The 20209-nt window shown below is 65.7% G+C and carries 20 protein-coding genes; 16 read left to right on the forward strand and 4 right to left on the reverse strand.

The features are described 5' to 3' along the window. Positions 1–79 precede the first annotated feature (79 nt). The 4 genes from EO139_RS12190 to EO139_RS12205 all read left to right on the forward strand — a co-directional run bounded on the left by EO139_RS12190 (position 80) and on the right by EO139_RS12205 (position 4689). Positions 80–1843, forward strand: coding sequence for a dihydrolipoyllysine-residue acetyltransferase (locus EO139_RS12190; RefSeq protein ID WP_126970836.1), 1764 nt, complete (start codon positions 80–82; stop codon positions 1841–1843). Further along, positions 1840–2487 carry a hypothetical protein gene (locus EO139_RS12195; protein ID WP_126970838.1) on the forward strand — a complete coding sequence of 216 codons (648 nt, stop codon included), beginning with the start codon at positions 1840–1842 and terminating at the stop codon, positions 2485–2487. Before EO139_RS12190 ends, EO139_RS12195 begins: the two co-directional genes overlap by 4 nt. 16 nt (positions 2488–2503) lie before the next feature. Further along, a complete protein-coding gene (gene lpdA / locus EO139_RS12200; RefSeq protein WP_126970840.1) occupies positions 2504–4339 on the forward strand; it encodes a dihydrolipoyl dehydrogenase in 1836 nt (611 codons plus the stop codon). A gap of 62 nt (positions 4340–4401) precedes the next feature. Continuing rightward, positions 4402–4689, forward strand: a complete 288-nt coding sequence (locus EO139_RS12205; protein ID WP_126970842.1) for a hypothetical protein — start codon at positions 4402–4404, stop codon at positions 4687–4689. A 138-nt stretch (positions 4690–4827) separates the two neighbouring features. On the opposite strand, the gene EO139_RS12210 is transcribed toward EO139_RS12205, so the two are convergent. Beyond that, positions 4828–5640, reverse strand: coding sequence for a hypothetical protein (locus EO139_RS12210; protein WP_042594608.1), 813 nt, complete (start codon positions 5638–5640; stop codon positions 4828–4830). 530 nt (positions 5641–6170) lie between these two features. On the opposite strand from EO139_RS12210, the gene EO139_RS12215 reads away from it, so the two are divergent. The 10 genes from EO139_RS12215 to EO139_RS12260 all read left to right on the forward strand — a co-directional run bounded on the left by EO139_RS12215 (position 6171) and on the right by EO139_RS12260 (position 14342). After that, complete coding sequence (locus EO139_RS12215; protein WP_016901016.1) at positions 6171–6536, forward strand: hypothetical protein; 366 nt, start codon at positions 6171–6173, stop codon at positions 6534–6536. Positions 6537–6561: 25 nt separating this feature from the next. After that, positions 6562–7362 carry a F0F1 ATP synthase subunit A gene (atpB, locus tag EO139_RS12220; RefSeq protein ID WP_039421795.1) on the forward strand — a complete coding sequence of 267 codons (801 nt, stop codon included), beginning with the start codon at positions 6562–6564 and terminating at the stop codon, positions 7360–7362. 72 nt (positions 7363–7434) lie between these two features. Then, positions 7435–7737, forward strand: coding sequence for a F0F1 ATP synthase subunit C (gene atpE / locus EO139_RS12225; protein WP_002814105.1), 303 nt, complete (start codon positions 7435–7437; stop codon positions 7735–7737). Between the two features lie 113 nt (positions 7738–7850). Then, a complete protein-coding gene (locus tag EO139_RS12230; RefSeq protein ID WP_016901014.1) occupies positions 7851–8321 on the forward strand; it encodes a F0F1 ATP synthase subunit B in 471 nt (156 codons plus the stop codon). Between the two features lie 3 nt (positions 8322–8324). Further along, a complete protein-coding gene (locus EO139_RS12235) occupies positions 8325–8852 on the forward strand; it encodes a F0F1 ATP synthase subunit delta (RefSeq protein ID WP_115050627.1) in 528 nt (175 codons plus the stop codon). A 47-nt stretch (positions 8853–8899) separates the two neighbouring features. Continuing rightward, positions 8900–10447, forward strand: coding sequence for a F0F1 ATP synthase subunit alpha (atpA, locus tag EO139_RS12240; protein WP_104535126.1), 1548 nt, complete (start codon positions 8900–8902; stop codon positions 10445–10447). Between the two features lie 112 nt (positions 10448–10559). Then, the gene (gene atpG / locus EO139_RS12245; protein WP_065032896.1) at positions 10560–11423 is read left to right on the forward strand and encodes a F0F1 ATP synthase subunit gamma; all 864 of its coding nucleotides are present in this window, start codon (positions 10560–10562) and stop codon (positions 11421–11423) included. A 125-nt stretch (positions 11424–11548) separates the two neighbouring features. Continuing rightward, entirely contained in the window at positions 11549–12955 is a 1407-nt protein-coding gene (gene atpD / locus EO139_RS12250; RefSeq protein WP_104649355.1) for a F0F1 ATP synthase subunit beta, read from the forward strand. A 167-nt stretch (positions 12956–13122) separates the two neighbouring features. Further along, positions 13123–13545, forward strand: coding sequence for a F0F1 ATP synthase subunit epsilon (locus EO139_RS12255; protein ID WP_104583248.1), 423 nt, complete (start codon positions 13123–13125; stop codon positions 13543–13545). A gap of 227 nt (positions 13546–13772) precedes the next feature. Then, positions 13773–14342, forward strand: a complete 570-nt coding sequence (locus EO139_RS12260; protein WP_126970844.1) for a chorismate mutase — start codon at positions 13773–13775, stop codon at positions 14340–14342. A 132-nt stretch (positions 14343–14474) separates the two neighbouring features. Here the strand turns inward: EO139_RS12260 and EO139_RS12265 are convergent, their stop codons facing one another. Continuing rightward, a complete protein-coding gene (locus EO139_RS12265) occupies positions 14475–14858 on the reverse strand; it encodes a GtrA family protein (protein WP_104583250.1) in 384 nt (127 codons plus the stop codon). Positions 14859–15003: 145 nt separating this feature from the next. Between EO139_RS12265 and glmU the strand changes: the two genes are divergently transcribed. Together glmU and EO139_RS12275 are read left to right on the forward strand one after the other, a co-directional pair. Further along, positions 15004–16368 carry a bifunctional UDP-N-acetylglucosamine diphosphorylase/glucosamine-1-phosphate N-acetyltransferase GlmU gene (gene glmU, locus EO139_RS12270; RefSeq protein ID WP_126970846.1) on the forward strand — a complete coding sequence of 455 codons (1365 nt, stop codon included), beginning with the start codon at positions 15004–15006 and terminating at the stop codon, positions 16366–16368. Between the two features lie 112 nt (positions 16369–16480). After that, positions 16481–17452: a NosD domain-containing protein gene (locus tag EO139_RS12275; protein WP_126970848.1), complete on the forward strand. Its 972-nt coding sequence runs from the start codon at positions 16481–16483 to the stop codon at positions 17450–17452. Positions 17453–17475: 23 nt separating this feature from the next. Here the strand turns inward: EO139_RS12275 and EO139_RS12280 are convergent, their stop codons facing one another. Both EO139_RS12280 and EO139_RS12285 read right to left on the reverse strand, forming a co-directional pair. Continuing rightward, entirely contained in the window at positions 17476–18831 is a 1356-nt protein-coding gene (locus EO139_RS12280) for a HAMP domain-containing sensor histidine kinase (protein WP_104649359.1), read from the reverse strand. An 8-nt stretch (positions 18832–18839) separates the two neighbouring features. Next, entirely contained in the window at positions 18840–20183 is a 1344-nt protein-coding gene (locus EO139_RS12285; protein WP_115677870.1) for a sigma-54 dependent transcriptional regulator, read from the reverse strand. Between the last annotated feature and the right edge of the window lie 26 nt (positions 20184–20209).

A 20209-nucleotide genomic window follows, 5' to 3' on the forward strand; every position in this document is an offset into this window, starting at 1 on the left:
TTCCACGGCAATGGTTGGCGCTGCGGGCCGCAGCCGGCCACAATAGGGGTTTCCCCATTCTGTTGCCGGAGTTCCCCGTATGGCCGAAATCAAGGAAGCACTTGTCCCCGATATCGGTGACTACAGCGATGTCCCGGTAATCGAGGTGCTGGTGTCGGTCGGCGATACGGTCAGCAAGGACCAGAGCCTGGTCACGCTGGAATCGGACAAGGCCACGATGGAAGTGCCTTCGTCGGTGGCCGGCGTGGTCAAGGAGATCAAGGTCAAGGTCGGCGATTCGCTGTCGCAGGGCGCGCTGGTCGCGCTGATCGAAGTGGCCGATGCCGGCGCCGAAACCGCCGCGGCACCTGCACCGGCCGCCGCTCCCGCCGCCCCGGCCAAGGCCGCGGCCGCGCCGGCGCCTGCCGCCAAGGCCGAGCCGGCCGCGTCTTCGGAAGGCGGCCTGGTCGAGGCCCGCGTGCCCGATATCGGCGACTACACCGACATCCCGGTGATCGAGGTGCTGGTCGCCGTCGGCGATACCGTCGCCAAGGACCAGAGCCTGGTCACGCTGGAATCGGACAAGGCCACGATGGAAGTGCCGTCCTCGGCCGCCGGCGTGGTCAAGGAACTCAAGGTCAAGGTCGGCGACACGCTCTCGCAGGGCAACGTGGTGGCGATCATCGCTGCCAGCGATGGCGGCGCCGGTGCGGCGCAGTCTCCGGCCAAGCCCAGCACCGACACCGCCGAAACCGCCGGCAAGGTCGAGCCGGTCGCGGTGTCCGCGGTGCCGGACAAGCTGGCCCAGCGCGAGATCGCACAGGTGCAGGGCGCTCGCTCCAGCGAGGCCGCGCAGCCTGCGCAGGGCGGCCAGCCGTCCGCCGGCAGCCCGTCCAGCCCGCCGGTGACCTTCGACGCCGACAGCGTGCTGCCGTCCAAGGTGGCCTACGCCAGCCCGGTGGTGCGCGTGTTCGCACGCGAGCTCGGCGTGGACCTGAACCAGCTCAAGGGCAGCGAGAAGGGCGGCCGTATCACCCGTGAGGATGTGCAGCGCTTCGTCAAGGCCGCACTCAGCGGCGGCACGCCTGCCGCAGCCGGTGCTACGCCGGCCGGTGGCGGCAATGGTCTGAACCTGCTGGCCTGGCCGAAGGTGGACTTCAGCAAGTTCGGCGAGACCGAGACCCAGCCGCTGTCGCGCATCAAGAAGATTTCCGGTGCCAACCTGGCGCGTAACTGGGCGATGATTCCGCACGTCACCCAGTTCGAATCGGCTGACATCACCGACCTGGAAGCGCTGCGCGTGGCGCTGAACAAGGAGAACGAGAAGGCCGGCATCAAGCTGACCATGCTCGCCTTCCTGGTCAAGGCCAGTGCCGCGGCGTTGAAGAAGTTCCCCGAGTTCAATGCCTCGCTGGATGCGGCCGGCGAAAACCTGACGTTGAAGAAGTACATCAACATCGGCTTCGCCGCCGATACGCCGAACGGCCTGGTCGTGCCGGTGATCCGCGACGTCGACAAGAAGGGCGTGCTGCAGATCGCGCAGGAAAGCGGCGAGCTGGCCAAGAAGGCGCGCGACGGCAAGCTCGGCCCGGCCGACATGAGCGGCGGCTGCTTCTCGATCAGCTCGCTCGGCGGCATCGGTGGTACCGCATTCACGCCGATCATCAATGCGCCGGAAGTGGCGATCCTGGGCGTGTCCAAGTCGGCGATGCAGCCGGTGTGGAACGGCAAGGAGTTCGCGCCCAAGCTGATGCTGCCGTTGTCGTTGAGCTACGACCACCGCGTCATCGACGGCGCGCTGGCCGCACGCTTCACCACCTACCTCAGCCAGGTGCTGGCCGACATGCGCCGCGTCCTGCTGTGAGAGCAGCGCTGCTGACGCTTGCCCTGCTGGGCGTGCTGCCGTGGACATCGGCGGCGGCACGCCAGTGCGAGAGCACGCTCGGGCGCGGCTGGCCGCCGGCGGTGGGCAACTACGGCACCGCGGTGACCACGCTGCTCGACGCCGGTACCAGGCCGAGCCTGGCGTTGCTGACGCTGCCTACCCGCGGCGTGGAAAGCGGGGTGTCGCTGGTGCCGGGCAAGGATGGTGCCGACTGGACCCTGCGGCATAGCCGCGCCGATGAGCGCGTCTACAGCTGGGTCAGCCAGAGCGACCGCGGCAGCGTGCAGTTCCGCACCGAGCAGACCCCGGAAACGGTGGAGATCCCGATCCCGGCGGCATTGGCAGAGCGTCTGGTCAGCCACTGGAGCGGCGCACTGACGCAACTGGCGCCAGCCGGCCGCAGCGCGCCGGTAAGCGAGGGCGAGGTGCTGTCGTTCCAGGTCGATGGCGTGCGTTACAGCGGCACCCGCCCCAGCTGCGGCGCCGGCGAGCTGCTGCTGCAGCAGGCCGCGTTGCTGATCGAAGCCAGCGAAAGCAAACAAAACAAGCGCGACAAGCGCTGGACCCAAATCGAATCGTCGCTGGATGAACTCCAGCAGACGCTTGCCGGCACGGCCGGTTGAGCCACAGGAGAAGCAAATGGCGGTCATTGAAATCAAGGTTCCCGACATCGGCGATTACAGCGATGTCCCCGTCATCGAAGTGCTGGTCGCCGTCGGCGACAGCGTGGTCAAGGACCAGGGCCTGGTGACGCTGGAGTCGGACAAGGCCACGCTGGAAGTGCCGTCCTCGGCCGCCGGCGTGGTCAAGGAGCTCAAGGTCAAGATTGGCGACACCCTGTCCGAAGGCGCAGTGGTCTTGCTGCTGGAAACCGAAGGCGAGGCCGCTGCCGCACCCGCCGCGCCGAAGGCCGAGACCAAGGCCGCTGCGCCTGCTGCGGCCCCGGCAGCTGCCGCGCCCGGCAGCAAGCCGCCGGTGACGCCGTCGCATCGCGCCCCGGCCGAACCGGCGCCGTCCAAGCCGGCACTGGCCAGCGGCAAGCCGGCCGATATCGAATGCAAGATGGTGGTGCTCGGCGCCGGCCCCGGCGGCTACACCGCCGCGTTCCGCGCCGCCGACCTGGGCCTGGACACGGTGCTGATCGAGCGCTACGCCAGCCTGGGCGGGGTCTGCCTCAACGTCGGCTGCATCCCGTCCAAGGCGCTGCTGCATGCCGCCGCGGTGATCGACGAAGTGGCGCATGCCGGCGACTTTGGCGTGGACTTCGGCCAGCCCCAGATCACCCTGGACAAGCTGCGCGAGTACAAGGAAAAGGTGGTCGGCAAGCTCACCGGCGGCCTGGCCAGCATGGCCAAGCAGCGCAAGGTGCGTACCGTCACCGGCGTGGCGTCGTTCGTGTCGCCCAACGAGCTGGAGATCGTCGGCGACGACGGCAAGACCCAGCTGCTGCGCTTCGAGCACTGCATCATCGCCGCCGGCTCGCAGGCGGTGAAGCTGCCCAACTTCCCGTGGGACGACAAGCGCGTGATGGATTCCACCGACGCGCTGGAACTGCACGACATCCCCAAGACCCTGCTGGTGGTCGGCGGCGGCATCATCGGCCTGGAAATGGCCACGGTGTACAGCGCGCTCGGCAGCAAGGTCACCGTGGTCGAGTTCATGGACCAGCTGATGCCAGGTGCCGACAAGGACCTGGTCAAGCCGCTGGCCGATCGGCTGAAGAAGCAGGGCGTGGAGGTCCACCTCAAGACCAAGGCCACCGACGTCAAGGCCGACGCCAGCGGCATCACGGTGTCGTTCGAAGCGGCCAGCGAAGGCGACAAGCCCGGCCTGCAGGCCACAGCGTTCGACCGCGTGCTGGTGGCCGTGGGCCGCTCGCCCAATGGCAAGAAGATCGGCGCGGAAAAGGCCGGCGTTACCGTCACCGATCGCGGATTCATTCCGGTCGATCGGCAGATGCGCACCAACGTGCCGCACATCTTCGCCATCGGCGACATCGTCGGTAACCCGATGCTGGCGCACAAGGCCACCCACGAAGGCAAGCTGGCCGCCGAAGTGGCTGCCGGCGAGAAGAAGGAGTGGGTGGCGCGGGTGATCCCGTCGGTGGCCTACACCAACCCGGAAATCGCCTGGGTCGGCGTCACCGAGACCGAGGCCAAGGCCAAGGGCCTGAAGGTCGGCGTGGCCAAGTTCCCATGGGCGGCCAGCGGCCGTGCGATCGGCATCGGCCGCACCGAGGGCTTCACCAAGCTGATCTTCGACGAAGACACCCATCGCATCATCGGTGGTGCCATCGTCGGCGTGCACGCCGGCGACCTGCTGGCCGAGATCGGGTTGGCCATCGAGATGGGCGCCGAAGCCGAAGACATCGGCCACACCATCCATGCGCATCCGACCCTGAGCGAGTCGGTCGGCATGGCCGCCGAGGTCTACGACGGCACCATCACCGACCTGTACATCGCGAAGAAGAAGTAGGCGCCGTTCCGCACGGCCTTGCCGCCGCGTGTGGTGCGGTCGCCGCGGTGGTGAGTCGACGCATGGAGGTCGTGATGGGGCAGGGCGATCTGTGTCCTGAACTGCAGGCGCTGCTGCAGCGCGAACTGGCCAGCGGCAACCGTATCGCCGAGCCGCCGCGGCGGACCGACTGGCCACATCCGGGCTCGGTGTTCGTCTCGCTGAAGCGCGACTTGCGCAGCGACGTGGCGTCGCTGCCGGCAACGGTGCAGCATGCGATCTGCACCGATCCGCACTACGGTTGGCACGACGAGTGCTACTGCACCACGCACCAGCATCTGTTGGTAGCGGGTGCGACCAAGCCGCCCTGAGCGTGTGTCCGCTGCTGCCCTGGGTTGCAGCCGCGTCGGTTACTTGCCACGCATCCGTTAAACGACAAAACCCCGCATCGCTGCGGGGTTCTGCATGAAGCTGCTTTTTCGGGCCCCGGGTTCCGGGGCCCGAAAGAATCAGAACGCGAACGTCACGCCGGCCACCGGGCCCTTGAACTCCTGCTTCAGGCCGATCAGGCCGTCGCTGCCGCGCTGGTCGACGTCGAGCTTGAACCAGTCGTAGCCGGCGAAGATGCCGAAGTTCTTGGTGAAGCGGTATTCGGCCATCGCGTTGGCGCGGCTCAGGTCGCCCGAATAGTCGCCGAAGTCGCCCCAGCTGGTGTTGAGGTACTGGCCCTGCACGTTGAACAGCCAATGCTCGCTCGGACGTGCAGTGAAGCGGATACCGACCACCGGCGCCACGCCGTCTTCGCTTTCGTCCAGCACGTCGCCGGTGAACACGTCGCCCAGGTCGGCGTATGCGTTCGCCTCGACCTTGGCGTATTCGGCACCGATCTGCAGGCCCAGGCTGAATTCCGGGGTGTCGACCACGGAGTAGTCGTACACCAGGCTCGCCACCTGGTACTTGAGCTCGCCCTTGATGAAGCTGCCGCTCGGCACGGTGAAGCCACCGGCGCTGACGTCTTCACCCAGGGTCTCGCGGCGATCCTTGTCGTACTTGAAGTAGTCGAAGATCAGGCGCTGACGGGTGCTCATGCGGAACACACCATCAATGCGCGGCTCCCACTCCTTGCCACCGAAATCGAAATCCTGGTCCAGCGCGATTTCGTTGCCGGCCACCACGGTGTTGCCACGCAAGGTGTTGTCGTTGTCGATGTTCATCGCGCCCAGACGGATCTGGAAGCGGTCATCGGTATCTTCGGCGTGCGCCGGCGCGGCATAGGCGGCAGCCAATACGCACGGGATGGCCAGTGCGAGGAGGTGTTTCATGGGGAGCTCCGATTCTTGGAATGGTCAGGCGGTTGGGCCTGTGCCGCGCATCTTCGATAAGACGGCGTCTTCCATAAGTGAAGGAGCTGTCGCATACGCGTGAAGGGCAAGATAGCAATCGGACAAAACGGTCCGCTGCCGCAGGCGCTCCGACATTGGTCGTGCGCTGCGCAGTGGGGCGCCAACAGCGAAGCGATACCATTCGGCGTCGCGCAGCGACTGCTCTGATTGGACCGCCGATGGGAAGGTGGGAGGGTGCGACAAAATGCGTAAAAAAGCAGGAGCCCCGGTGGCCCGGGGCTCCCATACGCGACCTGCGGCGGAACCTTTCGACGAGGATGTGCAGGCCTCGGCGGTTATGACCGCCAGTTTGTGGCAAAGTTCCCACCCGCTGCGGCGCCCCCTGTCTGGTGCGCCGCAGCAACGGATGACCTCTGCCGGTTGTCTCGCAATTTGTCCCATTGCTATACTTTCGCGGCTCGACGAGGCGCATCTGCGCTTCCCACTCATTCACACGTAAGGTAACCGTAGTGCTGAACTCCGTTGACGCGGGTCGGCGGTTGATGCTGCGCGCTGCGGTATATCCGCTTGCCGCCGTAGCTATAACCAGTCTGGGGTTGCTGTTGGTCGGTCCCCGTTACTCTGCCGGTCTGGCATTGACCGGGTTTGCGACGGTGCTGGGCGGTTGGGTGGCAGCACGTACCGCGCTAGGTGGCGGTATTCAGGCAGCCGGCATTGCCATGGTCCGGCTGATTCTGGCGATGGTGTTGAAGTGGGTGTTGGTTTTCGTGGCGCTGGCGCTCGGCTTCGGCCTGTGGCGGCTGCCTCCTCTGGCCTTGCTGGCGGGTATCGCCATCGGGCTGATTTTTCAGGTTCTGGCTCTGGCCAGGCGTTGATTCGAACTTAAAGGGCTCCGGACACATGGCGGGCGAGGCAGCAACACCTACCTCCTATATCCAGCATCACTTGCAGAACCTGATCTATCCGGTTCGCGAGGGTGGCGGCACGTTTTGGACCATCCACGTCGACACCCTGGTCATGGCGGTGTTGATGGGCCTGGTCATGGTCCTGGCGTTCTGGACGGCGACCCGTAATGCCACCGCCGGCGTGCCGGGCAAGTGGCAGGCGTTCGTCGAGATCTGCCTGGAGTTCGTCGACCGCCAGGCCAAGGACACCTATCACGGCAGCAGCAAGCTGGTGACGCCGATCGCGATCACCATCTTCTTCTGGATCCTGTTGATGAACCTCATCAAGATGATCCCGGCCGATTTCATCGCCATCCCGCTGGGCTGGGCCGGTATCCACGCCTGGAAGCCGGTGCCGACCGCCGACGTCAATGCCACCCTGGGCATGTCGATCAGCGTGTTCTTCCTGATGATCGTCTTCTCGCTGCGCTCCAAGGGCGTGGGCGGCATGACCAAGGAATTCCTCACGGCGCCGTTCGGCAAGTGGATGATGCCGTTCAACCTGCTCTTGAACATCGTCGAGTGGCTGAGCAAGCCGATTTCGCTGGCGATGCGACTGTTCGGCAACATGTTCGGCGGCGAGATCGTCTTCCTGCTGATCTGGGTGCTGGGCGGTGCGGGCATCGCCGGCATGGTCGCTGGCGGCGTATTCGGCCTCGGCTGGATGCTGTTCCACCTGTTGGTGATTCCGCTGCAGGCCTTCATTTTCATGATGCTGTCGATCGTGTATCTGAGCCTTGCCGAAGACAGTCACTGAGTTTGCTGCACCCTTCATCTGCTTCATCCCGATTCATCCATCACCCTTAGAAACTTTCGTTCGGAGATCACCATGTACCTCGCCGTCCTGACCAACCTCGCTCAAGTCCAGAGCTCCACCGTCCTTGCCGTCGGCATCATGATCGGCCTGGCCGCGCTGGGTGCCGGCCTCGGTCTGGCCATCATGGCTGGCAAGTTCCTGGAATCTGCCGCGCGCCAGCCGGAACTGATCCCGGTGCTGCAGGTCCGCATGTTCATCACCGCCGGCCTGATCGACGCCGCGTTCATCATCAGCGTCGCTGTCGGCCTGCTGTTCGCCTTCGCCAACCCGCTGGCCCAGGTGTTCATCGAACGTCTGTCGCAGGCTGCCGGCTGATCCAGCGGTAGCAGGATGTGGAGGCAACCGCGTGCGGTTGCCCCCGCGGATGAAGGTCGGAAAGCGTCGCCCCGCGGTGGCGCTTTCACCCCTAAACAGCGATTGAGCGACCCATGGATATCACCCTTACCATCTTTGCCCAGGCGCTGGCCTTCGCCGGTCTGATCTGGATCGTCGCGACCAAGATCTGGCCGCCGCTGCTGCAGGCGATCGAAGAGCGTCAGCAAAAGATCGCTGAAGGTCTGGCTGCGGCCGATCGCAGTCAGAAGGATCTGGCGCAGGCGCAGGAAAAGGTCAACGAAGCACTGAAGGACGCACGCACCAAGGCCAACGAGATCATCGATCAGGCCCATGCGCGCGCCAACCAGATCATCGAAGCGGCCAAGCACGAGGCAATTGCCGAAGCCAACCGCCAGAAGGATCTGGCACAGACCGAGATCGACGCGTCCGCCACGCGTGCCCGCGAGGAACTGCGCAAGCAGGTGTCCGTGCTGGCCGTCAGCGGTGCCGAGAAGCTGCTCAAGCGCGAAATCGATGCCAACGCCCACAAGGCGCTGCTCGACGAGCTGGCGGCGGAGATTTAATCGATGAGTCAGGCCCTCACACTTGCCCGTCCGTACGGCCGCGCCGCGTTTGCGATCGCGCGTGAGGGCGGCAACTTCGCGCCCTGGTCCGATGCGCTGGCATTTTCGGCGCAGGTGGCCGGTGACCCGCGCGTGGCAGCGCTGCTGCTCAACCCGGCCCTGCGCCAGGATCAGGCAGTAACGTTGCTGGCACCGCCGCAGGCGAGCGAAGACTATCTGCGTTTCCTCGGCCTGCTGGCCGACGCGCAGCGGCTGTCGCTGCTGCCGGAAGTGGCAGGACTATACGAACAGCTGCGGGCCGAAGCCGAACACGTCGTCAAGGCGACGGTGACCTCGGCGGCTGCAATGAGCCAGGCGGAACTGGACACGATCGCTGCTGCGCTGAAGAAGCGTTTCGGCCGCGAGGTGGACATCACCACCGCGGTGGACGCCTCGTTGATCGGCGGCGCGGTGATCGACACCGGCGACGTGGTCATCGACGGCTCGCTGAAGGGCAAGCTTGCGCGTCTGCAAAGCTCGCTCGCCCACTGAATTCACATAAACGCATGGCCCTCGCGGCCGGCACCTAGGACTGAACGATGGCAACCACGCTCAACCCCTCCGAAATCAGCGACCTGATCAAGACCCGCATCGAGGCGGTCAAGCTGTCCGCAGAGTCGCGCAACGAAGGCTCCGTGACCAGCGTGTCCGACGGCATCGTGCGCATCTTCGGCCTGGCCGACGTGATGCAGGGCGAAATGATCGAACTGCCGAACAACACCTTCGCGCTCGCACTGAACCTGGAGCGCGATTCGGTCGGCGCCGTGGTGCTGGGCGATTACGAAAACCTGCGCGAAGGCGACGTGGCCAAGACCACCGGCCGCATCCTGGAAGTGCCGGTCGGTCCGGAGCTGCTCGGTCGCGTGGTCAACGCGCTGGGCGAGCCGATCGATGGCAAGGGCCCGCTGGGCGCCACCCAGACCGCACCGGTGGAGCGTGTGGCGCCGGGCGTGATCTGGCGCAAGTCGGTCGACCAGCCGGTGCAGACCGGTTACAAGTCGGTCGATGCGATGATTCCGATCGGCCGCGGCCAGCGCGAGCTGGTCATCGGTGACCGTCAGACCGGCAAGACCGCGCTGGCGATCGATGCGGTGATCAACCAGAAGGGCACCGGCATCAAGTGCGTGTACGTGGCGATCGGCCAGAAGGCCTCGACCGTTGCCAACATCGTGCGCAAGCTCGAAGAGAACGGCGCGCTGGCGCACACCGTGGTGGTGGCTGCGACCGCGTCCGAGTCGGCCGCGATGCAGTACATCAGCCCGTATGCCGGCTGCACCATGGGCGAGTACTTCATGGACCGCGGTGAAGACGCGCTGATCGTGTACGACGACCTGTCCAAGCAGGCCGTGGCCTACCGCCAGATCTCGCTGCTGCTCAAGCGCCCGCCGGGTCGCGAAGCCTATCCGGGCGACGTGTTCTACCTGCACTCCCGCCTGCTTGAGCGCGCTGCGCGCGTGTCCGAGGAGTACGTGGAGAAGTTTACCAACGGTGCGGTGACCGGCAAGACCGGTTCGCTGACCGCGCTGCCGATCATCGAAACGCAGGCCGGCGACGTGTCCGCATTCGTGCCGACCAACGTGATCTCGATCACCGACGGCCAGATCTTCCTGGAAACCGACCTGTTCAACGCCGGCATCCGCCCGGCCGTGAACGCCGGTATCTCGGTGTCGCGCGTCGGTGGTGCGGCCCAGACCAAGATCATCAAGAAGCTGTCCGGCGGCATCCGTATCTCGCTGGCGCAGTACCGCGAGCTGGCGGCGTTCGCGCAGTTCGCCTCGGACCTGGACGAAGCCACCCGCAAGCAGCTCGAGCGCGGTCAGCGCGTCACCGAGCTGATGAAGCAGAAGCAGTACGCGCCGATGTCCATCGCCAACCAGGCGCTGTCGATCTACGCCGTCAACGAGGGTTACCTCGATGAAGTGCCGGTCAACAAGCTGCTGGCGTTCGAAGAAGGCCTGCACGCGCACTTCGCCAACACCCAGGGCGAGCTGATCTCCAAGATCAACGCCACCGGCGGCTGGGACAACGACATCGAAGCTGCCTTCAAGAAGGGCATCGAAGAGTTCAAGACCACGGGCAGCTGGTAAATCCAGCTGCGGGAATCGGGAATCGAGAATAGGGAATCGTCAAAGCGGGTTGGCTGTGCCAATTCCCGATTCACGATTCCCCATTCCCACTAAGCGAGCGAAGCGAGCGAGTATGGCAGGCGGACGCGAAATCAAAACCAAGATCAAGAGCGTGCAGAACACCCGCAAGGTGACGCGCGCGCTCGAAATGGTCTCGGCCTCCAAGATCCGCAAGGCGCAGGACCGCATGAAGACCTCGCGTCCGTACGCGCAGGCGATGAAGCAGGTGATCGGGCATCTGGCGCAGGCCAGCACCGACTACCAGCATCCGTTCCTGGTCGAGCGTGAGCAGGTCAAGCGGGTCGGCTACATCGTGATCTCTTCGGACCGCGGCCTGGCCGGCGGCCTGAACAACAACCTGTTCCGCAAGATGCTGGGCGAAGTGCGCCCGTGGCAGGACAAAGGTGCCGAGATCGACGTGGTGACCATCGGGCAGAAGGCCTCGGCGTTCTTCCGTCGCATCAAGGTCAACATGGTCGGCAGCGTCACCCATCTGGGTGACAGCCCGCAGATCGAGCAGTTGATCGGCGTGATCAAGGTGATGCTGGATGCGTTCGTCGAGGGCAAGGTAGACCGCGTGTATCTGGTCTACAACCGCTTCGTGAACACGATGACGCAGAAGGCCAGCTTCGATCAGCTGCTGCCGCTGCCGGCCGCCGAGCACAAGGTGGCCCACCACGATTGGGATTACCTGTACGAACCCGATGCCGCGACCGTGCTGGAGCACGTGATGACGCGTTACATCGAGTCGCTGGTGTACCAGGCCGTGCTGGAAAACGTGGCCTCCGAACATGCCGCGCGCATGGTGGCGATGAAGGCCGCCAGCGACAACGCCAACAAGATGATCGGCACCTTGCAACTGGTCTACAACAAGGCGCGCCAGGCGGCGATCACCCAGGAAATTTCGGAAATCGTCAGCGGCGCGGCCGCTGTCTAGCCGGGAATGGAGAATCGGAAAACGGGAATAGGCAAGGCCGTCGGTGCTCTTGATCTTCCCATTCCCCATTCTCGATTCCCCATTCCCGACACAAGAATCGAACAGACATTAGTGGAGTTATCCAAATGAGTCAGGGCAAGATCGTTCAGATCATCGGCGCGGTCGTCGACGTCGAATTCCAGCGCAATGAAGTGCCGAAGGTCTATCACGCGTTGAAGGTCGATGGCACCGAAATCACCCTGGAAGTGCAGCAGCAGCTCGGCGACGGCGTTGTGCGCACCATTGCGCTCGGCTCCACCGACGGCCTGAAGCGCAACCTGCTGGCCACCAACACCGAGCGTGCGATTTCGGTGCCGGTCGGTGCCGGGACGCTGGGCCGCATCATGGACGTGCTGGGTCGTCCGATCGACGAAGCTGGCGAGGTGCAGGCATCGGACCATTGGGAAATTCATCGCGCTGCGCCGTCGTACGAAGACCAGTCCTCCAGCACCGAGCTGCTGGAAACCGGCATCAAGGTCATCGACCTGATGTGCCCGTTCGCCAAGGGCGGCAAGGTCGGCCTGTTCGGCGGCGCCGGCGTCGGCAAGACCGTCAACATGATGGAGCTGATCAACAACATCGCCAAGGCGCACTCGGGTCTGTCCGTGTTCGCCGGCGTGGGCGAGCGTACCCGCGAGGGCAACGACTTCTACCACGAGATGAAAGACTCCAACGTGCTGGACAAGGTCGCGATGGTGTACGGCCAGATGAACGAGCCGCCGGGCAACCGTCTGCGCGTGGCGCTGACCGGCCTGACCATGGCCGAGTACTTCCGCGACGAGAAGGACGCCAGCGGCAAGGGCAAGGACGTGCTGCTGTTCGTCGACAATATCTACCGCTACACCCTGGCCGGTACCGAGGTGTCCGCGCTGCTCGGCCGCATGCCGTCGGCAGTGGGCTACCAGCCGACCCTGGCCGAGGAAATGGGCGTGTTGCAGGAGCGCATCACCTCGACCAAGAGCGGTTCGATCACCTCGATCCAGGCCGTCTACGTGCCCGCGGACGACCTGACCGACCCGTCGCCGGCGACCACCTTCGCCCACCTGGATTCCACCGTCACGCTGAGCCGTAACATTGCCTCGCTGGGTATCTACCCGGCGGTGGATCCGCTGGATTCCACCAGCCGCCAGATGGACCCGCTGGTGATCGGCCACGAGCATTACGACACCGCCCAGCGCGTCCAGCAGACCTTGCAGAAGTACAAGGAACTGAAGGACATCATCGCGATCCTGGGCATGGACGAGCTGAGCGAAGAAGACAAGCAGTCGGTGTCGCGCGCACGCAAGATCGAGCGCTTCTTCAGCCAGCCCTTCCACGTGGCCGAAGTGTTCACCGGCTCGCCGGGCAAGTACGTCTCGCTGAAGGACACCATCCGCGGCTTCAAGGCGATCTGCGACGGCGAGTACGACCACCTGCCGGAGCAGGCGTTCTACATGGTCGGCAGCATCGAAGAAGCCGTCGAGAAAGCCAACAAGATGAGCGCCAAGGCCTGATGGATCCCAGCCGCTATGCGGCTGGAATCGGGAATCGGGAATCGGGAATCGTAAAGGCGGGTCATCGGTAGGTCGGAATCGACAGGAAGAGGGAAAGCGTGCAGCCAGCCGCTCTTCCCAATCCCGATTCCCGATTCCCGATTCCCGCCTCACTACAGTGAGGCACCATGAGCACTATCCGTTGCGACATCGTCAGCGCCGAGAAGGAAATCTTCCACGGTGAGGCGACGCTGGTCGTGGCCACCGGCGAGCTGGGTGAGCTGGGCATCGCGCCCAAGCACGCGCCGCTGATCACGCGCCTGAAGCCGGGCAAGGTGGTGGTCACCACCGCCAATGGCGAACACCTGGACTTCGCCATTTCCGGCGGCATCCTGGAAGTGCAGCCGCAGGTGGTGACCGTGCTGGTCGACACCGCGGTGCGTGCCCAGGACATCGACGAAGCCGCCGTGCGCAAGGTCAAGGAAGAGGCCGAGCGTCTGCTGGCCAACCGTGGCGACACCGTGGACGTGGCCGATGCACAGCGTCGGCTGGCCGAAGCGACCGTGCAGCTGCAGGCACTGGAACGGCTGCGTCGCACCCTCAAGCACTAAGCACGCGGGCTCGCGCCCGTTTGCTCGTTACGCGATACCTGCTGCACCGCCATACCCAGGTGTGGAGTGAAAACGCCGACCCTCGTGTCGGCGTTTTCGTTTCTGGCGCTGCGCATGCGTGGGGTGGCTTGCAGGCTCGGGGACTGCAGGCACACTGCGTGGCTTGTGCTGTGCTGTGCTGTGCTGCCGGCGGCGCGGCATCTCACCTGCATATCGAGGAACACCCGATGACCCGGACGATCGATGACTTTCGTGGCTACGCGCTGAGCGGCCTGCTGGCCGTGGCGTTGCTGGGGTGTGCGCTGCCGGCACGCAGCCAGCCGCCGCTGGATCCATTGCTGGACCGCATCGTGCAACGCAACGCCATCGGCGATGCGGTGGCGCTGAGCAAATGGGACAGCGGCAAGCCGGTGCTGGACCAGACCCGCGAGGCGGCGGTGCTGCAGAGCGTGCGCGAGCAGGCGCCTGCGCACGGGCTGGATGCCGACGATGCGGCGCGCTTCTTCGCTGCGCAGATCGAGGCCAACAAGTCGGTGCAGTACGCACTGCTGAACCACTGGCGCGAACGTGGGCGCGCGCCGGACACGGCGCGGCCGGATCTGGCGGGCCTGCGCACGCGTCTGGATCAGCTGCAAGGCGAACTGCTCGACGCACTGGCCGAAGTCGCGCCGGCACGTGCAGCGCCGCAATGCCCGGCCAATACCGCGCATGCCGCCGCCCGGTATGCGGCGCAATGGCAGCTGGACGCGCTGCATCGCGCGGCGCTGGTCCGCAGCCTGGGCGATTTCTGCCACTGATTCGCGTGGCGTCCAAGGCGGGCCATGCACGGCGCAGACCTCGGCGGTGCGGGTGACGGCAACGCCGATCGTGTTTTCTGTCGGTCCAACCCGGCACCGTTGTCGGCGACTGCGCTGACGTCAGCGCGCTCGCTAGCGATACACCACGTGCCGGCCCAGGAAAAACGACACGATCGCCAGGCCACCTTCCACCAGCGGTTTGGCCAGCCAGGCCTGACGCAGGCCGACCAGATCCACTGTCGCCGACAACAGCCAGGTGCTGATGAGGGTCAGTGCCAGCCACATCAGCGCAAAGCGACGGAAACGCGGCCAGCCCAGGCGTGCACCGCCGTCCTGGGCGAAGGTGTAGCGGCCGTTGAGCCAGAAGCCCAGCACCGCGCCGCTGATCCGCCCGAGCAGATTGGCCGGCACGGCAGGCATGCCGGCCGCGGTGGCGGCGATGAAGATGCCGCAATCCACCGCCAGCTGCAGGGCGCCAATGATCATGAATTGGCTGCCTTGGCGGAACAGACTCATGCAGGCCGGGTCATCGTGGAGGGGCGCTCATGCTAACGGCAGCGGCGCTTGAAAAGTGTCATCGTCGCGCGTGCTGCAGGCGGGACACGACGCATTGCCGGGACAGCGACTAGAATTTAGCGCTCCCACGTTCTGGAACGCTTCGATGACTCTGCCCTTGCACGTCGTGATCCTGGCCGCGGGCGAGGGCAAGCGCATGCGCTCGTCCCTGCCCAAGGTGCTGCAGCCGCTGGCAGGCCAGCCGATGCTGGCACATGTGATCGCCACCGCGCGGCAGCTGCAGCCGGCAGCGATCCATGTGGTGCACGGGCATGGCGGCGAGCAGGTGCAGGCGGCGTTCGCCGCGCAGGACGACCTGCACTGGGCCGAGCAGCGTCAGCAACTGGGCACCGGGCATGCGGTGCAACAGGCGATGGATGCGATTCCGGATGCGGCGACGGTGCTGGTGCTGTACGGCGATGTGCCGCTGATCCAGTGCCAGGACCTGCTGCAGTTGCTGCACGCACCCGGGCGCATGGCGGTGCTGGTGGCCGATGTGCCCAATCCCACCGGGTACGGCCGCATCCTGCGCGATGCCGAAGGCAAGGTCGCCGCGATCGTCGAGCAGAAGGACGCCAATGACGAGCAGCGCCGCATCCGCACCATCAACACCGGCATCCTCACTGCCGAGTCCACGGCGCTGCGCCGCTGGCTGGGTGGTCTGTCCAACGAGAACGCACAGGGCGAGTTCTATCTCACCGACGTGTTCGCCAGCGCCGCTGCCGATTTCACTCCGGCCGACATGGTGCACGTGGCCGATGCGCAGGACGTGGAAGGCGCCAACGACCCCTGGCAGCTGGCGCAGCTGGAGCGCGCCTGGCAGCTGCGTGCGGCGCGTGCGCTCTGCCTGCAGGGCGTACGCATGGCCGACCCGGCGCGCGTGGAGCAGCGCGGCTCGGTGACGGTAGGCAGCGACGTGCAGCTGGACATCGATGTGGTCCTGGAAGGCGATGTGACGCTGGGCGATGGCGTGGTGATCGGCCCCTTCGTGCGCTTGCGCGATGTGACGCTGGGCGCCGGCACGCAGGTCCGCGCGCACTGCGACCTGGAAGGCGTGGTGACCGACGGGGCGGTGCAGATCGGCCCGTTCGCGCGGCTGCGTCCTGGCACCGTGCTGGCCGATGGCGTGCATATCGGCAACTTCGTCGAGACCAAGAAGGTCACGATGGGCGTGGGCAGCAAGGCCAACCATCTGACCTACCTGGGCGATGCGGTGATCGGCAGCAAGGTCAACATCGGCGCCGGCACCATCACCTGCAATTACGACGGGGTGAACAAGTCGCAGACCACCATCGGCGATGGCGCCTTCGTCGGGTCCAACAGCGCGTTGGTGGCACCGATCGAGATCGGCGCAATGGCCACGATTGGCGCCGGCTCGGTGATCACGCGCGATGCGCCGGCGGGCCAGCTCAGCGTGGCGAGGCCACGGCAGACCGTGATCGAAGGTTGGGAGCGGCCGACCAAGAAATAGCGTGTTTTCCAGGCGTGCGGCGTGGCTGCACGTCGCTGCAAGGGGCGGGCCGCCGCTGTGCAGTGGTGCCGTGCACAGGCAACGCCCGCCACGACCGATCACGAGGTGCACGATGCAAACGTCACGTTGCGCGTTGCGGGTGACATTACTGCTGACATTGGCGGCACTGCTGCCCATGTCAGCCCATGCGCAGACCTACCGGCTGTATCTGGCGCCGGACGGCAACGATGCGGCCGCGGGCACCAGCGCAACGACCGCGCTGCGGAGCCTGGCGGCTGCCCAGCAACGGCTGCTGGAGCAGCGGCCGGGCGGTGCGGTGGACGTGGTGATTGCCGCAGGCACGTATCTGCGGCAGTCGGTGCAATGGACCTTCACCAACGGGGCGCCCATTCGCTTCATCGCTGCGCCGGATGCGGCCGCGCCACCGTGGTTCGACGGACGCGGCGGTGCGACCTGGTTCACGCTGAAGGGCGGTGGTGATGCCGCCACCCGGCTGACCTTCGCCGGGTTGAAGGTCAGCAATTACTGGATGGCGATGGACCTGGGCAGCAGCAAGCGCAGCGCCGACGGCAACAGCGGCAATGTCATCCGCAACATGACCTTCGAGCGGATCGGTGGCATCCATGGCAGCAGCAGCGAGGCCGCCTATTCGTTCGCGGCGATCCGCATGCAGAACTCGCGCGACAACCGCATCGAACGCAATCGCTTCATGTCCATCGAAAACGACACCCGGACCTCGGGTTTCGTGCACGCGATCTACCTGGCGCGCCACTCCTCCGGCAACCGCATCGAAGGCAATACCTTCACCGAGGTCAACGGCGATGCCGTGCGTACCCGCGATGCCTCTGACAATACCTACGTGGCGACCAATCGTTTTGTCCGGGCCGGCAAGTACGCGGCGTTTTCGGACTGGATCAAGCCCGATGGCGAATGTCCGTCGCAAGGCGGGCAGTTCGTCGACAACACCGTGGGGGCTGGCTATTACGGCGCCATCGCCGCCACCCGCACCAGCGGTGCCGACGATGCCTGCGGTGCGTTGAAACAGCCACGGATCCAGGAGCGCGGGACGCTGCGCGGCGATTGAACGCTGCGATCGCTTGCAGCGAACTAGCCGGCCGCCGCCGCCGGCAGCAGCAAGGTGACGCATAAGCCGCCGTGTTCGCGGTTGTGCAGCGAGATGCGCCCGCCGTGCGCTTCGGCGATCTCGCGGGTGAGCGCAAGCCCGAGCCCGGTGCCATTGCGCTTGGTCGAGTAGAACGGCATCAGTGCGTTATGCAGCACAGCCTCGTTCATGCCGTTGCCGCGGTCCAGCACTTCGATCCGCAGCCATTGCGGCACGCGCGTGACGCGGACGGCGACATCGCTGTTGGGCGGCTGCGCTTCGCTGCACGCCTCGTGCGCGTTCTTGAGCAGGTTGAGCAGCGCCTGCTCGATCTGCGCGGCATCGATGCGGCTGGAGACATCGCTCAGTGCGCCTTGCAGCTGGAACGGAATCTGCTGCCGCAAACGTTCCAGGAACGGCGCCCATTCGATGGTCTGCAATTGCGGCTGCGGCAGCTTGGCAAACCGCGCGTAGCCGCGGATGAAACCTTCCAGATGACGGGCGCGTTCTTCGATGGTTTCGAACACCGTGCCGAGCCGGTCGGTGCGTTCGCGGCGCAGCAACTCGGCGCCGGAATGCGCCAGCGAGGCGATCGGTGCGAGCGAGTTGTTCAATTCATGGCTGATCACGCGAATGACTTTTTTCCAGGTCTGCACTTCCTGGCGCCGCAATTCGGTGGTCAAGGTACGGATCAGCAACAGCTCGTGGCCGCGTCCATTGAGATGGAAACTGCGGCGTGACAGGTGATAGATCTGCTCGTCGTCTTCGTCATCGCCGTCCTCGCGCACCGCGAACAGGCAATCGCCGCCGCGTGCCAGCGCATCGCGCAGTTCGCCGGGCATGCGCGCGAGCACGTCGTCCAGGTGCTGGCCTTCGAGCTTGCGGCCGTCGTGCAACAGCTTGCGTGCGGCATTGTTGGAGAAACCGATGCGGCGCACGCCATCGCCCCCGGCCACGACCAACAGCATCGCCACCGGGGTGTTCTGCAACATGGTGTCGAGCATCAGTTCGCGTTGCACCAGATTGCGCCGCTGCGCGCGCAGTACCTCGCCCAGTTCCGCATGCGCCTGCACCAGTTGCGCCAGTTCGTCGCTGCCGCGCCAGTACACGCCGAAGTTGTATTCGCCATCGCGGTAGCTGCTGGTGGTGCCGGCCAGGGCGCGGAACAGCGAGCGCATCGGTGCAGTGGCGCGTTGCAGGCTCCACCACATCGTCGCCAGCAGCACGATGGCGGAGATCACCGCCACTTCCCAGCCGCGATCCAGCCAGTACGCGGTGAACCAGGGCAGGGCGGCGGCCAGCACCAGCACCGGCAGCAGGCGCAGGAACAGCGAGAAGGTGAAGGAACGTGGCTGCCACATGCTCAGGCTTACTCCTGGCTGATGCCGTAGCGGTCCATGCGCCGGTACAGCGCCTGCCGGCTCAGCCCCAGCTCGGCGGCGGCCTGGGCGATGACGCCCTGCGCGCGCGCCAGCGCCTGCTCGATCCGGGCGCGATCCGGCTCGCCGGCGGTCGGCGCGGCCGGGCGCGCTGCGGCCGCGCGCGGCAGGTTCAGATCGCCGGCTTCGATGCGCGCACCTTGCGCGAGCAGGGACGCACGTTGCAGCACGTTGCGCAGCTCGCGCACGTTGCCGGGCCAGGCGTGCCGTTGCAAGGCATCGCGTGCCTGCGTGGACAAGGGTTTTTCGCCGGCCAGGAAGTGCTCGGCCAACGGGCCGATATCGCCAGGGCGTTCGGCCAGGGCCGGCAACGCGATTTCCACCGTGTTGAGGCGGTAGTACAGATCTTCGCGGAAGCTGCCATCGCGAATCATCGCCGGCAGATCGGCGTTGGTGGCGCTGATCACCCGCACCTTGGCATGACGTTCGCGGTTGGAGCCCAGGCGCTCGTAACGGCCGGTCTCCAGCACGCGCAGCAGCTTCATCTGCCCGGCCAGCGGCAGGTTGCCGATTTCGTCCAGAAACAGCGTGCCGCCATCGGCGGCTTCGAACTTGCCCTCGCGCGCCTTGTTGGCGCCGGTGTATGCGCCGGCTTCGGCGCCGAACAGCTCCGCTTCGATCAGTTCGCCAGGCAACGCGCCGCAATTGAGCGCAATGAAGGGGCCGTGCCTGGCAGGCGAGTTGGCCTGGATGATCTCGGCGATCTTCTCCTTGCCGCTGCCGTTGGGGCCGGTGATCAGCACCGGCAGGTCCGAGCGTGCGACCTGGCAGGCGAGCGCGATTGCGCGTTCGCTGGCCGGGTCGGCGAACACCGCCCCGCGCAGATCGTAACGCTGGGTCAGCTGCTCACGGCCGCGCCGCTCGCGCGCGCGCCGACGTTCCAGCTCGCGGCGCGCTTCGGACAGCTCCAGCAGGTTGTTGACCGTGGTCAGCAGCTTGGTGTCGTCCCAGGGCTTGGCGATGTAGTCGGCTGCCCCGGCCTTGACCAGGCCCACCGCGCTGCCCAGGTGGGTCCAGGCGGTGAGCAGGATGACCGGCAGGTCCGGGTGGCGCTGACGGATCTGGGTGAACAACGCTTCGCCTTCCTCGCCGGAGGTGGTGTCGGCAGTGAAGTTCATGTCCTGGATCACCAGGTCGAACACCTGCTCGTCCAGCAGCGCCAACCCGGCCTGCGGCGAATGCGCGTGCCGCGCCTCGATGTCGTGCAACGAAAACAGCACCTCCAGCGCAGTGGCCACGGCGGTGTTGTCGTCGATGATCAGGATCTGCGGCATCGGGAACCTTGTTGGAGTGCGAGGGC

The organism is Xanthomonas sp. BRIP62411 (assembly GCF_003993525.1).
Lineage (GTDB): Bacteria > Pseudomonadota > Gammaproteobacteria > Xanthomonadales > Xanthomonadaceae > Xanthomonas > Xanthomonas euroxanthea.

Excerpts from the sequence above, each read along its gene's own strand:
- EO139_RS12260 (WP_126970844.1), top strand. The coding sequence starts at position 13,773 with ATGACCCGGACGATCGATGACTTTCGTGGCTACGCGCTGAGCGGCCTG.
- EO139_RS12210 (WP_042594608.1), bottom strand. The coding sequence starts at position 5,640 with ATGAAACACCTCCTCGCACTGGCCATCCCGTGCGTATTGGCTGCCGCC.
- atpE (WP_002814105.1), top strand. The coding sequence starts at position 7,435 with ATGTACCTCGCCGTCCTGACCAACCTCGCTCAAGTCCAGAGCTCCACC.
- EO139_RS12285 (WP_115677870.1), bottom strand. The coding sequence starts at position 20,183 with ATGCCGCAGATCCTGATCATCGACGACAACACCGCCGTGGCCACTGCG.
- atpB (WP_039421795.1), top strand. The coding sequence starts at position 6,562 with ATGGCGGGCGAGGCAGCAACACCTACCTCCTATATCCAGCATCACTTG.
- EO139_RS12205 (WP_126970842.1), top strand. The coding sequence starts at position 4,402 with ATGGAGGTCGTGATGGGGCAGGGCGATCTGTGTCCTGAACTGCAGGCG.
- lpdA (WP_126970840.1), top strand. The coding sequence starts at position 2,504 with ATGGCGGTCATTGAAATCAAGGTTCCCGACATCGGCGATTACAGCGAT.
- atpA (WP_104535126.1), top strand. The coding sequence starts at position 8,900 with ATGGCAACCACGCTCAACCCCTCCGAAATCAGCGACCTGATCAAGACC.
- atpG (WP_065032896.1), top strand. The coding sequence starts at position 10,560 with ATGGCAGGCGGACGCGAAATCAAAACCAAGATCAAGAGCGTGCAGAAC.
- EO139_RS12190 (WP_126970836.1), top strand. The coding sequence starts at position 80 with ATGGCCGAAATCAAGGAAGCACTTGTCCCCGATATCGGTGACTACAGC.
- EO139_RS12230 (WP_016901014.1), top strand. The coding sequence starts at position 7,851 with ATGGATATCACCCTTACCATCTTTGCCCAGGCGCTGGCCTTCGCCGGT.
- EO139_RS12265 (WP_104583250.1), bottom strand. The coding sequence starts at position 14,858 with ATGAGTCTGTTCCGCCAAGGCAGCCAATTCATGATCATTGGCGCCCTG.
- EO139_RS12275 (WP_126970848.1), top strand. The coding sequence starts at position 16,481 with ATGCAAACGTCACGTTGCGCGTTGCGGGTGACATTACTGCTGACATTG.
- atpD (WP_104649355.1), top strand. The coding sequence starts at position 11,549 with ATGAGTCAGGGCAAGATCGTTCAGATCATCGGCGCGGTCGTCGACGTC.
- EO139_RS12235 (WP_115050627.1), top strand. The coding sequence starts at position 8,325 with ATGAGTCAGGCCCTCACACTTGCCCGTCCGTACGGCCGCGCCGCGTTT.
- EO139_RS12280 (WP_104649359.1), bottom strand. The coding sequence starts at position 18,831 with ATGTGGCAGCCACGTTCCTTCACCTTCTCGCTGTTCCTGCGCCTGCTG.
- EO139_RS12255 (WP_104583248.1), top strand. The coding sequence starts at position 13,123 with ATGAGCACTATCCGTTGCGACATCGTCAGCGCCGAGAAGGAAATCTTC.
- glmU (WP_126970846.1), top strand. The coding sequence starts at position 15,004 with ATGACTCTGCCCTTGCACGTCGTGATCCTGGCCGCGGGCGAGGGCAAG.